Source organism: Streptomyces sp. NPDC026538 (assembly GCF_055567535.1).
The window spans coordinates 241725-255573 of sequence record NZ_JBVHQG010000007.1 but is presented as its reverse complement, the minus strand read 5'-3'; the positions used below and the strand labels follow the sequence as shown (position 1 = coordinate 255573).

At 70.2% G+C, this 13849-nt stretch carries 13 protein-coding genes and 1 pseudogene; 3 read left to right on the top strand and 11 right to left on the bottom strand.

Annotated features, from left to right (window positions below; genetic code table 11):
* Positions 1-56: 56 nt before the first annotated feature.
* Both ACZ4N4_RS27770 and ACZ4N4_RS27765 read right to left on the bottom strand, forming a co-directional pair.
* Positions 57-578 (bottom strand): hypothetical protein, encoded by a 522-nt coding sequence (locus ACZ4N4_RS27770; RefSeq protein WP_467593454.1) that lies wholly within the window; start codon positions 576-578, stop codon positions 57-59.
* Positions 579-611: 33 nt separating this feature from the next.
* The gene (locus tag ACZ4N4_RS27765; RefSeq protein ID WP_467593448.1) at positions 612-1067 is read right to left on the bottom strand and encodes a VOC family protein; all 456 of its coding nucleotides are present in this window, start codon (positions 1065-1067) and stop codon (positions 612-614) included.
* Between the two features lie 348 nt (positions 1068-1415).
* Between ACZ4N4_RS27765 and ACZ4N4_RS27760 the strand changes: the two genes are divergently transcribed.
* Together ACZ4N4_RS27760 and ACZ4N4_RS27755 are read left to right on the top strand one after the other, a co-directional pair.
* Positions 1416-2207, top strand: a complete 792-nt coding sequence (locus ACZ4N4_RS27760) for a DUF427 domain-containing protein (RefSeq protein ID WP_467593445.1) — start codon at positions 1416-1418, stop codon at positions 2205-2207.
* 379 nt (positions 2208-2586) lie between these two features.
* Entirely contained in the window at positions 2587-3342 is a 756-nt protein-coding gene (locus ACZ4N4_RS27755; RefSeq protein WP_467593443.1) for a sigma-70 family RNA polymerase sigma factor family protein, read from the top strand.
* A gap of 5 nt (positions 3343-3347) precedes the next feature.
* Here ACZ4N4_RS27755 and ACZ4N4_RS27750 read toward each other — a convergent pair whose 3' ends face one another.
* On the bottom strand, positions 3348-3842 hold the full coding sequence (locus ACZ4N4_RS27750) for a cupin domain-containing protein (protein WP_360483199.1): 495 nt from the start codon (positions 3840-3842) through the stop codon (positions 3348-3350).
* Between the two features lie 564 nt (positions 3843-4406).
* Between ACZ4N4_RS27750 and ACZ4N4_RS27745 the strand changes: the two are divergent.
* A pseudogene (locus tag ACZ4N4_RS27745) lies at positions 4407-4583 on the top strand (SDR family NAD(P)-dependent oxidoreductase); the annotation flags it as partial.
* A gap of 239 nt (positions 4584-4822) precedes the next feature.
* On the opposite strand, the gene ACZ4N4_RS27740 reads toward ACZ4N4_RS27745, so the two are convergent.
* From ACZ4N4_RS27740 to dnaK, 8 genes are read right to left on the bottom strand one after another with little or no spacing between them, the layout of a single operon-like run.
* Positions 4823-6610, bottom strand: coding sequence for an FAD-dependent oxidoreductase (locus tag ACZ4N4_RS27740; protein ID WP_467593441.1), 1788 nt, complete (start codon positions 6608-6610; stop codon positions 4823-4825).
* The gene (locus ACZ4N4_RS27735; RefSeq protein ID WP_351704513.1) at positions 6610-6873 is read right to left on the bottom strand and encodes a UBP-type zinc finger domain-containing protein; all 264 of its coding nucleotides are present in this window, start codon (positions 6871-6873) and stop codon (positions 6610-6612) included. Before ACZ4N4_RS27735 ends, ACZ4N4_RS27740 begins: the two co-directional genes overlap by 1 nt.
* 5 nt (positions 6874-6878) lie before the next feature.
* Positions 6879-7325, bottom strand: a complete 447-nt coding sequence (gene trxA / locus ACZ4N4_RS27730; RefSeq protein WP_467593439.1) for a thioredoxin — start codon at positions 7323-7325, stop codon at positions 6879-6881.
* Positions 7322-9961 carry an ATP-dependent chaperone ClpB gene (gene clpB / locus ACZ4N4_RS27725; protein ID WP_467593438.1) on the bottom strand — a complete coding sequence of 880 codons (2640 nt, stop codon included), beginning with the start codon at positions 9959-9961 and terminating at the stop codon, positions 7322-7324. Before clpB ends, trxA begins: the two co-directional genes overlap by 4 nt.
* Positions 9952-10359 (bottom strand): chaperone modulator CbpM, encoded by a 408-nt coding sequence (locus tag ACZ4N4_RS27720; protein WP_467593435.1) that lies wholly within the window; start codon positions 10357-10359, stop codon positions 9952-9954. The genes clpB and ACZ4N4_RS27720 overlap by 10 nt, the downstream gene beginning before the upstream one ends.
* Positions 10356-11309, bottom strand: a complete 954-nt coding sequence (locus ACZ4N4_RS27715) for a DnaJ C-terminal domain-containing protein (RefSeq protein WP_467593432.1) — start codon at positions 11307-11309, stop codon at positions 10356-10358. Before ACZ4N4_RS27715 ends, ACZ4N4_RS27720 begins: the two co-directional genes overlap by 4 nt.
* Before the next feature lie 6 nt (positions 11310-11315).
* Positions 11316-11927: a nucleotide exchange factor GrpE gene (locus tag ACZ4N4_RS27710; RefSeq protein WP_467593429.1), complete on the bottom strand. Its 612-nt coding sequence runs from the start codon at positions 11925-11927 to the stop codon at positions 11316-11318.
* A gap of 8 nt (positions 11928-11935) precedes the next feature.
* Complete coding sequence (gene dnaK / locus ACZ4N4_RS27705; RefSeq protein ID WP_467593426.1) at positions 11936-13834, bottom strand: molecular chaperone DnaK; 1899 nt, start codon at positions 13832-13834, stop codon at positions 11936-11938.
* Positions 13835-13849: the final 15 nt, after the last annotated feature.

Genomic DNA, 13849 nt, shown 5'->3' with positions numbered 1-13849 from the left:
CTCCGAGACGACCGGCCTCGTCGCTGCCATCAGCGAGTGGTTGCGACCTTCGGCCGTCACGCGGTGGTATCCACGTTCCACGCCGCGGGCAGATCGCTGCCGCAGAAGACGCAGACGAAGTCGTCCTCGCGCACGATGTTGTGCTCCTGGCAGTCGGTGCATCGTCGGAACAGCACCTCGTGGGTGAAGCCGGAAGGGTGCCGGAGTTCTACCGCGTCCAGAGCACGGGCGACCTCCGCCCAGGAGCTGACGTCCGGGCAGTACCCGGTGGACTGGTTGCTGACCTCGCTCACGGACCACCGGTATGCCACGAGCATGAAGCTGATCTCGCCGGCACTCAGAACCATGTCTCCGCCGGCACAGGCGACGTGTTCGCTTCGCCGCGGCGCCAGTCGCAGCACACCGTCCACACCGACCACGAAGGTGAACGGTTCGGCCAGCTCCGCCGCCGGTTGCTCCGCGATCCAGCCATCGAAGTCAGCCGCCGAGCCGATCCGACGCCCACCGTCACCAGGCCGGACCGCGGCCTTCAGCTCGGCCGCTCCGACATATCGATAACTCCGCCCCCGCCCACTCACGTCAGCCCACCTAGAGCACTTCCGACACACGCCCTACTTCTCGGGACGTGCTGGGGCGGCCTTGATGCCCCTGATCAGGCCGGTGGACTGACCCACCTCGATCAGGTAGCCGTCGGGATCGCGCAGATAGCAGCGCAGCTCGGAGGCGCGGTCGACGGGTTCGGTGAGGAACCTGGCGCCCTTGGCGACGGCGTGGGCGTAGAACGCGGCCATGTCGGCGACGCGCACGTTGAGGAAGCCGGACACCCGCTCACCGTCCTGCGGCACTTCCAGGGTGACGCCGGGCTTGTCGGGGGTCGGTCCGCCTCCGGGATTCATGATGATCCAGCTGTTGGCGATCTGCACGATCGCCGGATTCTCGTCCATCACCACCTCGCCGCCGAAGACGTCGGCGTAGAACCGCCGTGAGACGGCGACGTCACGTACGGTGAGGAAATGTGACAGGAGAAGGCCGTGTGCAGGCGCCGGGAGCTCGCCGTGAGATGCCATGGTGTGTCGTCCCTTCGTTGCCGGGAGGTAGGGGAGTGCGGATGGCGGTGGCGCACCTGCCGCATCGCATGCGGTGACCTCGGAGCGCTCGCCACTGTGCAGTGACACTGATCGCGTACGAGAACTCTGACCGCGTACGGGTCTGCTCTGTGACAGGGCGGTCCGGCAGGCGGCCGGAGCACCTGACGCCGTCACAGATCTGTCGCCCGTTCGGTCAGTGGAAGAGGAAGCCGGTGGTTCGCGCGGCCACGGTCGGCGCGCATACCTGCGTGCGCCTCCTGCAAGATGGCCGGCCGCCGCACGCCACCGAAGCCCGTGATCCCGTTCTGACTCCTGCGAGGTACCACCATGGCAACCGAAAGCGTTCTGCACCCGAGCCTGATCGTCCCGGTCGGCCACGTCGAGCCCGTCCCGCGCCGCGTCCGGGGTGTCATCGGAGGCCGGGTCGTCTTCGACAGCCGCCGCGCGCTCTACGTGTGGGAATGGCGTGCCTACCCGCAATTCAGCATCCCTGTCGAGGACCTGGTCGACGGGACGCTCGTCGACGACCATCACACCGAGCACCACGGTGCGGGACTCGCCCGCCGCCACACGCTGCGGGTCGGCTCCGAAGTCCGCGAGGGCGCGGCATGGGTGTGGGACGCGGACGCCCCGAGCTCACTGCACGGGACCGTCCGGTTCGAATGGACCGCGCTGGACTCCTGGTTCGAGGAGGACGAGCCGGTCTTCGTGCACCCCAGGAGCCCCTACTCCCGTGTGGACGCCCTGCGTTCGTCGAGCAGCGTCCGCGTGGAACTGGACGGAGTCGTGCTGGCGGACGCGCCCAACTGCGTGAAGCTGTTCGAAACGGGGCTGCCTACGCGCTACTACATCGAGCGCATGTACGTCGACTGGACCAAGCTGCGGCACTCGGCCACGGTCACCCAGTGCCCGTACAAGGGAACGACGAGCGGGTACTGGTCCTTCGACGGCGCGAGCGGTGCCCACGAGGACATCGCCTGGGGCTACGACTTCCCGACCATCCACGCCAACCGCGTGGCCGGCCTCGTCGCCTTCTACAACGAGCACGTCGACCTGTACGTGGACGGAGTCCTGTTGCCGCGGCCCACCGAGCCCTCCCGCGAAGCGGTTCCCCGGTAGCACGCCGCCGGACCGCGCACCCGATCCCTTCCATTGATGTGTATGCTGAACATAACGTCCACAACATCGTGTTCGACACGGTCACCGTGACGATGTGACGACGTTCGCGCCGGCCCGGCAGCCGAGCGGGTGCGGTGCGCCGGGTGCCGTCTTTTCCCCCGGAGACGGCGCCCGGCGCCACTTCGACAGGCCGCGGCACCGTGAGGTCCCGACCGGCCGGTCGAAGCGATGCGCAGACCGAAACACAATGTGCGGGATTCTCTGGCGCGCAACATGACTACCATGCACACCTTGTGAAGGGGCAGGCCGCAGGCGCGCGGAGCCCCGGAGGCCACCGGAGGAACGCCCAGCTCGACGCTGTGGGTGTGGAGGCGCGCGCATGGATTCGGTCGACGATGTGATGTCGATCGCGGAGATGGTGGAGGAGCGGCGGCATCTGATGGATGTCGCGTACCGGATGCTCGGCAGCAGGGCCGGGGCCGGCAGCGTGGTCGACGAGGTGTATCGGCGCTGGTACGGCCTGCCCGCGCGGGAGCGGGCGCGGATCGTACGGCCGCGCTCCTGGCTCGTCGCGAGCACGGGCCACATCTGCCGGGCACGGCTCGCCGGACCGTCGCACCCGCCGGGCGCCCCCGCTCCGGGCCGAGCGGACGACGCTCGCATCCGGTACCGGGTCGTCGGGGCGACACCGGGCGCGTACTCCGCCGCCGCCGGACGGCCGGAGCCGGAGGGCGGTGAGCCCAGCGACCGCGCACGTCACAGCCTGCGTGCCCGACGCGCGCGACCCACGGCGCCGCAGGAGCACGACGCGGTGAGCGGCGCGCTGCGGGACGCCTTTATGGCACAGACTCCCGAGGCGCTGATGGCGCTGCTCGCGCCGGACGCGAGCGTCTCCTTCGACGGGGGAGGCAAGGTACGGACCCGGGTCCGTAGCGTCCACGGCAGCCGGCAGGTCGCCCGGAGCCTGTTGACGCTGCTGGCCCCGCAGGCCCGCGCCACCCTGAACACGCGGCGTTCGAAGATCCGGACGGCAACGGATGGGTGCTTCAGGAAGTCCCGGCCTGAGGCGGCCTGCTCACCGCAGGGACAGCGGGGAGGCGCCGGCCCGATGACTCGGCCGGCGCCTCCCTGCTGATCCGGTTACTCCACGAAGTAGGAGTCGTGCTTGTCGAAGAACGCGGCGCGCTCCTCCTCCGAGGCGTGCGCCAGCTGCGACACCTGCTCGAAGTACTCCTCGCGCGGTGCGCCCGGCGTGAACAGCAGCAGCATGTCCGCCGGCGCGTCGGAGTCGTTGCGGAAGGCGTGCAGGCCACCCTGGGGCACATGCAGGAAGTCACCCTTGCGTGCGTCGACCCATTGCACGCCGTCGAACACACGCACCGTGCCCTCCAGGATGTAGAACGACTCCGAGATGCGCCGGTGGAAGTGTGTCTTGGGGCCGCCGGCCCTCGGCCTCATCTCCACCCGGTACAGCCCGAACTCGCCCCGGGTGACGTCCGTGGTCGCCAGGTAGTGGAGAGCGTCCTTTCCGGTGCCGCTCTCCCCGATGTCCGGCGGGGTGCTCGCAGGGCGGAAAACGGCGCTGACCTCCCCGTCCTCGCCCCAGTATTTCTGTTCCGGGTAGGGATACGACATGGCTCGGGTCCTTTCCTGCGACGTGCGCGGCTGACGCAACGGCGGGGCCCGCCGAAGAGCGGCCCTCTCCCATCAGACCGGCCGGCACCAGCCGATGTGACACCTGACTCCGCGCAGGGCCGGGCGTGGCGGTCCGCGGATTCCGGCCGGACCGCGCACGACGGGGACCAGGGTCAGCGGGTGATCGCCTTGGTCGGGCCCTGCCCGGCGGCCCCACCCTGACCTTCGGCCAGGACGAGACCGGCGCGCGGACCTCCCGGCTCTGCACCCGGGATGGCGACGGCACGGTCGTGGCCTCCGACACGGTGGACTCGGTTCAGGATCAGACAGTCGCGGACGCGGACACCAACGGACAGACCCGCAGCCGTACCTCACGCTGCCGCTGGACTAGGCCGCCGAGGGCTGTCGCGCCATCGACGAGCGCCGCACGATCAAGACGCTGCTGCGCCCCTGACACACCGCCCGGCCATTCCCCGTCTACGTACACGATTGGAACCACATCTCATGACCCCCACGTACGACTTCACCGACCAGGTGGCCCTCGTCACCGGCGCGGCCTGAGGCATGGGCCTGGCCACCACCCGCGCCTTCGCCGAGGCCCGCGCCGCCGTCGTCCTGACCGACCGTGACGAGAAGGCCGTTCAGCGCGCCGCCGAGGAACTCAACGCGGCCGGACACCGGGCGATCGGCGTCGTCTGTGACGCCACGGACGAGGACCAGGCGGCCGCGATGGTCGACCGCGCGGGTTGATCCAGACAACAAGTGGCGGTGAGCACCCCACACCGTCCGCTGAGGTCGATGGCGATGAACAGCACCACCGCTGCAGGTCGGCTCCATTCCCAGGCGCACTCCGAATGCGAGAGCTCGGCACTTAACCGGGCGGGTGACTTGGGGGGCAGCTACCCACCTGGTCGTTGTCACTTGCTGAGCTCGCTGTCCGTGACCGCGTCAGATCCCGCAGGTCCCGCATCTCCTGGGCGTCATGCGAGCCAGGCGGACTCCTTCGGACGGGTGTGCGGTGAGCTGTCGGTGCCGCCGTGCGCGGCCGTGCGGCCCAGGTAGCGGTGCACGAAGTGGATGCTCATCGCGCCTTCGCCGGCCGCGGAGGCCACCCGCTTCACCGAGCCGCTACGGACATCCCCTACCGCGAAGACCCCGGGCAGGCTGGTCTCCAGGGTCATGCACGAGCGCCCGCGGCCGTGCCACACCTCGGGGCAGGCGCAGGCTTCCTGGGCCTCCGGGCCGGTGAGGACGAAGCCGCGGGAGTCGAGGGCGATGGTGCCGGCGAGCCACTCGGTGTGGGGGTCGGCGCCGGTGAAGACGAACAGGCCCCGTACCGCGAGTCGGCGGTGCTCGCCCGTGCGGTTGTCGACCACGTCGAGCTCCTCCAGCACCTCCTGGCCGACGACCTCGGTGACCTCGGTGTGCAGCATGACCTCCACCCGTGGATGGCGCTCGACCTGGTCGACCAGGTAGCGGGACATGTTGGCCTCCAGGCTGGGTCCTCGGACCAGCAGGTGCACCTTCGGCGCGTACCCGGCGAGGAACAGAACCGCCTGGCCCGCCGAGTTGCCTCCGCCGACGACGGCCACCGGGTCGCTGTGGCACTGCTGGGCCTCGTAGACGGTCGCCGAGTAGTGGACGCTCGTGCCCTCCAGGCGTTCGATGCCGGGCACCTGGAGCCGGCGGTAGCGGGCACCCGTGGCCAGGACGACGGCGCGGGCGGCGATCTCGCTGCCGTCGGCGAACGCCACCACGTAGTGGTCCTCGTCCTTGGGATGGAGACCGGTCGCCTCCAGCGGAATGCTGATCCTGGCGCCGAACTTGTCGGCCTGCAGCACGGCGCGTTCGGTGAGTTCGGCGCCTGAGATGCCGGCGGGGAAGCCGAGCAGATTCTCGATGCGGGACGACGTGCCGGCCTGGCCGCCGGTGGCCATCGCCTCCACCACCGTGGTGCTCAGGCCCTCGGAGGCGGCGTACACCGCGGCAGCGAGGCCGGCGGGTCCGGAGCCGACGATGAGGACGTCGCCGTGACGGTTTCCGGCGGGCAGTGACGGCAGGCCGATGAGCCGGGCCAGTTCCGCGTTGCTGGGGTTGCGCAACAGGGTGGTGTCCCGCCAGATGACGAGCGGTGTCTCCTCCGGGCCGACGCCGAAGCGGCGCAGCAGCTCCTCGGCCTCCTCGTCGGTCTCCAGGTCGATCCATCGGTGCGGCAGCCGGTTGCGGATGGCGAACTCGCGCAGCCGCCGGGTGTCGGGCGAGTAGCGCGAGCCGATGACGCGGAAGCCGACGCCCTGCCCGACGAGCAGCGCACGACGGCCCAGACAGGCGCGCAGCACGACGTCCCCGATGGTGGAGTCCTGGGACACCAGGTGGCGCAACTGGTCCAAGGAGACGACGAGGACCTCGCCCGGCTCTCTGGCGAGCGCGGTGTAGAAGGCCACCTGTCCGTGCAGCAGCCCGAGTTCGCCGACGAAGCGACCGGGGCCGTGTACGCGCAGCACGTGCTCCTCGGGAGTGCCGTAGTCCTCGACGACGGCGACGGTGCCGCTGAGGACGACGAAGAACGTCTCGCAGCGCTCCCCCTCCTGGATCAGCACGTCGTTCGGAGCCATGGTCCGGCGTTGCCCGTGCTCCGCCAGACGTGCTATCTGGTCCTCCGTAAGGCGCGGATACGCGCCGTAGATGTCCGGGGTCTCCCAGAAGACCGACTCGCCCGCTTCCTCCGGCACCGGTTCTCCGCCCGGCAGCGACTGGTCGCCGGACATCAGACGAACGCCTCGTGAACGTAGCACCAGCGCCAATCCTCGCCGGGCTGGAACGACTGCACGATCGGATGGACGACGGCAGCCGCGTGCTTACGCGCGTGCTTGTTCGGCGACGAGTCACAGCAGCCGACGTGCCCGCAGGTCAGACAGAGCCTCAGGTGGACCCACGGGGAGCCGAGCAGCAGACACTCCTGACACCCTTCTGGGGTGAGCGGCTGGACCGGCCGGACAAGCGCGAGGTGAGGGTCTGCGTGCAGGGTCATCCGGATCACCCTTCCCGGGCCGTGATCGACTGTTCCACCCACTGGCGCAGAGCGGGGGCGGGCGCCGCCCCCGCCTGCCGGGCGAGCGTCTCGCCCTGGTCGAGGACGAGCAGTGTCGGTACCGCCTGAACCTCGAAACGCCGTGACAGCCGCGGGTTCTTGTCGACATCGACCTTGACGAGTTTGATGCGGCCGGCGAGATCGGTGGCGACCTTCTCCAGCGCGGGGCTGACCATGCGGCAGGGGCCGCACCAGGTGGCCCACAGGTCGACCACGACGGGGACGTCGGCCCGTTCGGCGACCTCGGTGAAGTCGTCGTCGCCCGCGTCCACCATCCACGGTAGGGGCTGCTTGCAGTTGCCGCACTTGGGACGGCCCTCCGCGGCCACGGGCACCCGGTTGGTACGCCCGCAGTTCGGACAACTGACGGTCGTCGCCTGCATCGTGCTCATGCCGCCCGTGCTCCCTTCACGTCCTCGGGCTGGTCGTAGGTGACCACCAGCTCTCCGTGTTCGGCGTCGACGCGGACCGTCGCGCCGTCCTGGACGTCGCCGCGCAGCAGGGCGCGCCCGACCAGCGTCTCGACCTCGTGGGAGATGTAACGCCGAAGCGGCCGGGCCCCGTACACCGGGTCGTAGCCCTGGTGGGCGATCGCTTCCCGAGCGGCGTCGGTGAGTTCGACGGTGATGCGGCGTTCGGCGAGCCGCTGGCGCAGTTCGTCGAACTGGAGCTCCACGATCCGCTCGATCTGCCGCTCGCCGAGCGGCTTGAACAGCACGATGTCGTCGACGCGGTTGAGGAACTCCGGGCGGAAGTGCCCGCGCAGCTCGCCCATCACCAGGGCGCGGGCGTCGGGCTTGATCTCACCTTCGGCGGTGGCGCCGTCGAGGAGGTGCTCGGAGCCGATGTTGGACGTCATGATGATCACGGTGTTGCGGAAGTCGACGGTGCGGCCCTGAGCGTCGGTGATGCGGCCGTCATCGAGGATCTGCAGCAGGGTGTTGAAGACATCGGTGTGCGCCTTCTCGATCTCGTCGAACAGCACGACCGAGTACGGCTTGCGGCGCACGGCCTCGGTGAGCTGGCCGCCTTCCTCGTAGCCGACGTATCCGGGCGGTGCGCCCATGAGCCGGCTGACGGTGTGCCGCTCCTGGTACTCACTCATGTCGAGGCGGACCATGTTCTCCTCGGAGTCGAACAGGGTCCGGGCGAGGGTCTTGGCCAGCTCGGTCTTCCCGACGCCGGTGGGGCCGAGGAAGATGAACGAGCCGATGGGGCGGCGAGGGTCGCGGATGCCGGAGCGGGCGCGGATGATGGCGTCGGCGACGAGTTTGACGGCTTCGTCCTGGCCGATGACGCGCTCGCGCAGGATGTCGTCGAGGCGCAGCAGTTTCTCGCGTTCGCCCTCCTGGAGGCGGGAGACGGGGATGCCGGTCCAGGCCGCGACGATCTCGGCGATCTCCTCCTCGGTGACGACCTCGCGCAGCAGCCGGTTCTGCCCTTGTTTGGCGGCCAGCTGCTCCTCTTCCGCGGCGAGTCGGCGCTCCAGGTCCTGGAGTCGGCCGTAGCGGAGTTCGGCGGCGCGGTTGAGGTCGTAGGCGCGTTCGGCCTCCTCCGCCTCGTAGCGGACCTGCTCCAGTTCCTGGCGCAGTTCCTGCACGCGGCGGATCGCCTGCCGTTCGGCCTCCCACTGGGCGTGTTTGGCGTCGGCCTCGCCGCGCAGGTCGGCCAGTTCCCTGCGCAGCTCCTCCAGGCGTGTTTTGCTGGCCTGGTCGGTCTCCTTGGACAGGGCCGCCTCCTCGATCTCCAAGCGGGTGACGCGGCGGGTGATCTCGTCGAGTTCGGCGGGCATCGAGTCGATCTCGGTACGCAGCCGGGCGCACGCCTCGTCGACGAGGTCGATGGCCTTGTCGGGCAGGAATCGATCGGTGATGTAGCGGTGGCTGAGGGTGGCCGCGGAGACCAGCGCGGTGTCCTGGATCTTCACGCCGTGGAAGACCTCCAGGCGTTCGCGCAGTCCGCGCAGGATGGAGATGGTGTCCTCCACGCTCGGCTCGTCGACCAGGACCTGCTGGAAGCGGCGTTCGAGGGCGGCGTCCTTCTCGATGTGCTTGCGGTACTCGTCGAGGGTGGTGGCGCCGATCATGTGGAGTTCGCCGCGGGCGAGCATCGGCTTGAGCATGTTGCCCGCGTCCATGGCCCCTTCGGCGGCGCCCGCTCCTACGACGGTGTGGAGTTCGTCGACGAAGAGCAGGATGCGCCCCTGGGCGGCCTTCACCTCGGACAGCACGGCCTTGAGGCGTTCCTCGAACTCACCGCGGTACTTCGCGCCGGCGACCAGGGAGCCCATGTCGAGGGCGAACACCGTCTTGTCGCGCAGGCCCTCGGGGACGTCGCCGCGAACGATGCGCTGGGCCAGGCCCTCGACGATGGCGGTCTTGCCGACCCCGGGGTCGCCGATGAGGACGGGGTTGTTCTTGGTCTTGCGGCTGAGGATCTGGGTGACGCGGCGGATCTCCGCGTCACGGCCGATGACCGGGTCCAGCCGCCCGGACCGAGCCTCGAGGACCAGGTCGCGGCCGTACTTCTCCAGAGCCTCGTAGGCCACTTCGGGGTTGGCGGAGGTGACGCGCTGGTTGCCGCGGACCTGGGTGAGCGCGCTCAGGAACGAGTCCCTGGTGATGCCGGCCTGTTTGAGCAGGCGTCCGGCGGCGGTCGAAGAGCTCTCCTCGGCCAGGGCGAGCAGAAGGTGCTCCACGGACACGTACTCGTCCTTGAGGCGTTTGGCCTCCCGTTCGGCGGCGTCGAGCAGGCGGCCGAGGCGCTGGGTGACGAAGACCTGGCCGGGTGCCGCGCCGGGGCCGGTGACCTTCGGGCGGCGGGAGAGTTCCTCACGCACGGCCGCGCGCAGTTCCTTCGGCTCGGTGCCGGCCTGTTGCAGCAACCGCGGGATCAGACCGTCCTCCTGATCGAGAAGTGCGAGCAGCAGGTGTTCACCGTCGACCTCGGTGTGCCCCATGCCGACGGCCGCGGTCTGGGCCTCCTGGAGGGCTTCCTGGGACTTCTGGGTGAGACGGTTCATGTCCATGGGGGTGTTTCACTCCTCGTGCCGCGGCCGCGCAGGGCGGCTTCGAGCAGGCTGATGCGGTCCAGCAGGTCGAGCACCAGGCCGATGGATGCGTAGTTGAGGCAGAGTCCGGTGCGCAGCCGCTGGATGCGGGCGAGAACCGCCGGGGCCGTGGGGTCGAACACCAGGCGCCCCGCGCCGTCGCGTTCGGCGTCGACCAGGCCGAGGGCGACGAACCGGCGGATCAGATCGGGGTGGAGGCCCGAGCGACGGGCCACGGCGTCGAGAGAGAGCCTGGGGGCGGGCACGAGCGCGTACCGGACAGCCGTCGAGGCGGTGATGTCGGCGCCCGTTCGTACCGGACGGGCGCCCCCGCCGGCCCGGCCGATGCCTGCCGCTCCTGCGGGTCGGTCGTTCATCGCGTCCTCCTGGGGTCGAACGAGGAGGTGGCGGCGAGCTCCTCGAACAGTTCGCGCTCCCGGTCGCCGAGGGTCGGCGGCACCATGATGCGGAGCTCGGCGTACAGGTCGCCGTTCGCGCCGCGCGGGTTCGGCATGCCCTCGCCACGCAGCCGCAGCCGCCGACCGCTGGACGACCCCGCGGGCACCGTGACCTTGGCCGTGCCGCCGCCGGGCGTGGGCACCGGCACGGTCGCACCCAGGGCCGCCTCCCAGGGGGCGACCGGGACCTGGACGTGCACGTCGCGGCCGTCCAGCCGGAACCGGGGGTGGGGCTGGATACGCACCCGCAGGTACAGGTCGCCCGCGGCGGCGTCACCACTGCCCCGGCCGCCCTCGCCCGCCAGCCGGATGCGCTGCCCTTCGGTGACGCCCGGCGGCACGTCGACCTCGTACCGCCGCGGCTGCCCGGTGGGACCGGCGAGCGTGACGGTGCGACGGCCGCCTCGGTACGCCTCCTCGACGGTGAGCGGCAGCTCGGCCTCCTGATCCGCTCCGGGGACGCCGCCTGGGGCGGCGCCGGCTCCGAACATGGAGCCGAACAGGTCCTCGATGTCGATGCCCTCCGCGCCGAAGTCGTCGCCGAAGCCGGTGGCGTACCGGACACGAGGACCGCCCCCGCCCGCGGTCCTCCGACCGCGGAAGCCGCCGCCCGCTCCCGCCGCGATCCGTTCGTCGAAGTCCTCGGGGATCTTGCGGAAGTCCTCGCCGAAGCGGTCGTAGCGGGCCCGGGTCTTGGGATCGGACAGGACGCTGTGTGCCTCGTTGAGGTCCTTGAAACGCTCCTCCGCCCCGGGGTCTTTGTTGACGTCGGGGTGGTACCTGCGGGCGAGTTTGCGGTACGCCTGCTGGATCTCGTCCTGGCTCGCGGTCCGCGACACGCCCAGCACCTCGTAGTAGTCCCGTGCCATGACCGGTCACTCCCGCTTCGCGACGGTCACCGCGGCCGGCCTGAGCTGCCTCTCGCCGTCCCCGTAGCCGGGGCGCAGCACCTCGACGACCGTGCCCGGCGGGGCGTCGGCGTCCTGGACGACGCCGACCACCTCGTGCCGGGCCGGGTCGAAGGGCACGCCGGTCTCCGCGTGCCGCGGGTAGCCGAGCAGTTCCAGGACGTTCACCGCCTGGTCGCGAACGGCGCGGATGCCCTCCATGACCGCGCCCGGATCGGCGCCGGCATGGGTCAGGGCGAGTTCGAGGTTGTCGAGGACGGGCAGGAAGGCGGCCGCCGTGCGGGACCGCTCGACCGCCCGTTCCCGCTCCAGTTCCCTGGCGTGACGCTTGCGAAGGTTGTCGAGGTCGGCGAGTGCGCGCCGCCAGCGGTCCTCCAGTTCCTGGATCGCGGTCGTGTACTCGTCCTCGGCAGACGCGGGGCCGGCGGCGTCGGGCCCCGGTCCGCCGTTCGCCGCTTCCGGCCGGGTCGGCGGGCCCGGTTGCGGCAAATCCCCGCGCGGAGGGCGTACGGCGCCTTCCGGGACCGGTTCGACCGGATCCGACGCTGCCCGGTCGTGTTCCTGGGGGTAGGTGGGCATGGCGCGCCTCAGCCCTTGTCGAACTCGGCGTCGATGACATCGTCGTCACCGCCACCACCGCCGCTGGGACCACCGGTGGCGGCGTCCTGGCCGGGACCGCCCGTGGCAGCGGCGCCCTGATGGGCCGCCAGCCCGGCGAGCACCTGCTGGAGTTCGGAGGTCAGGGGCCGCACACGCTCCACGCCCGCCTCTTCCTTGACCGCCGCCCGGGCGTCGGACACGAGCATCTCGGCACGTGCCTTCTCGTGCGCCGGCGCTGCGTCGCCCAGTTCGGCGAGGCGCTTCTCGACCTGGTACGCGATGGCGTCGAGTTCGTTGCGGGCGTCGACGGCCTCGCGGAGTGCCTGGTCCTGGCCCTGGTTGCGCTCGGCCTCCTGGACCATGCGTTCGACCTCACTGCGGTCCAGGTTGGAGCTCTCGCTGATGGTGATGCCCTGTTCCTTGCCGGTGTCCCGGTCGCGGGCCTTGACGTTGAGGATGCCGTTGGCGTCGATGTCGAAGGTGACCTCGATCTGTGGTTCGCCCCGCGGCGCCGGCCGGATGTCGGTGAGCTGGAACCGGCCGAGCACGCGGTTGTCGGCCGCGGACTCACGCTCGCCCTGCAGCACCACCACGTCGACGGCCGGTTGGTTGTCCTCCGCGGTGGAGAAGGTCTCGCTGCGGCGTACCGGGATGGTGGTGTTCCGCTCGACGATCTTCGTCATCACTCCGCCGCGCGTCTCCACGCCCAGCGACAAGGGTGTGACGTCGAGCAGCAGGACGTCCTTGACCTCGCCCTTGAGCACCCCGGCCTGGATCGCGGCGCCCAGGGCCACGACCTCGTCGGGGTTGACGCTCATGTTGGGTTCCTTGCCGCCGGTCAGTCGGCGGACCAGGGACTGGACCGCCGGGATACGCGTGGAACCGCCCACGAGGATGACCTCGTCGATGTCGCTCTCGCCGACCTTGGCGTCGGCCATCGCCTGCTGGACCGGTCCCAGGCAGCGCTCCACCAGGTCGCCGGTGATCTGCTCGAACGTGGACCGCATGATCGAGTCGGTGAGGTGCTTGGGGCCCGAGGCGTCGGCGGTGATGAACGGCAGGCTGACCTGCGTCTGCGTCACCGAACTGAGCTCGGTCTTGGCCTTCTCCGCCGCCTCGAACAGTCGTTGCAGCGCCTGCGGGTCCTTGCGCAGGTCGATGCCGTTCTCCTTCTGGAAGTCGTCCGCCAGGTAGTCCACCAGACGCCGGTCGAAGTCGTCGCCGCCGAGGTGGCTGTCACCGGCGGTGGAACGCACCTCCACCACGCCGTCGCCGACGTCGAGGATGCTCACGTCGAAGGTGCCGCCGCCCAGGTCGAAGACGAGGACGGTCTCGTGCTCCTTCTTGTCCATGCCGTACGCGAGGGCGGCCGCCGTCGGCTCGTTGATGATCCGCAGCACCTCCAGTCCCGCGATCCGTCCGGCGTCCTTGGTGGCGGTGCGCTGAGCGTCGTTGAAGTAGGCGGGCACCGTGATGACCGCCTCCGTGACCCGCTCCCCGAGCTGCTTGGAGGCGTCGTCGGCGAGTTTGCGCAGCACCTGTGCGCTGATCTCCTCAGGCGCGTAGAGCTTGTCGCGCACCTTGAAGCGGGCCGCCCCGCCGTCGCCTTCGACGACGTCGTACGCCACCGCCCTGGCCTCTTCGGAGATCTCGTCGAAGTGCCGGCCGATGAACCGCTTGGCCGAGTAGATGGTGCCCTTCGGGTTGAGGATCGCCTGGCGCCGGGCCAGCTGGCCCACCAGACGTTCCCCGGTGTCGGTGAAGGCCACCACGGACGGTGTCGTGCGGTTGCCCTCGCTGTTGGGCACGACGGACGGCTCGCCGCCCTCCCACACGGCGATCACCGAGTTGGTGGTGCCCAGGTCGATGCCCACTGCCTTGGCCATGAGGAACTCCTCCCG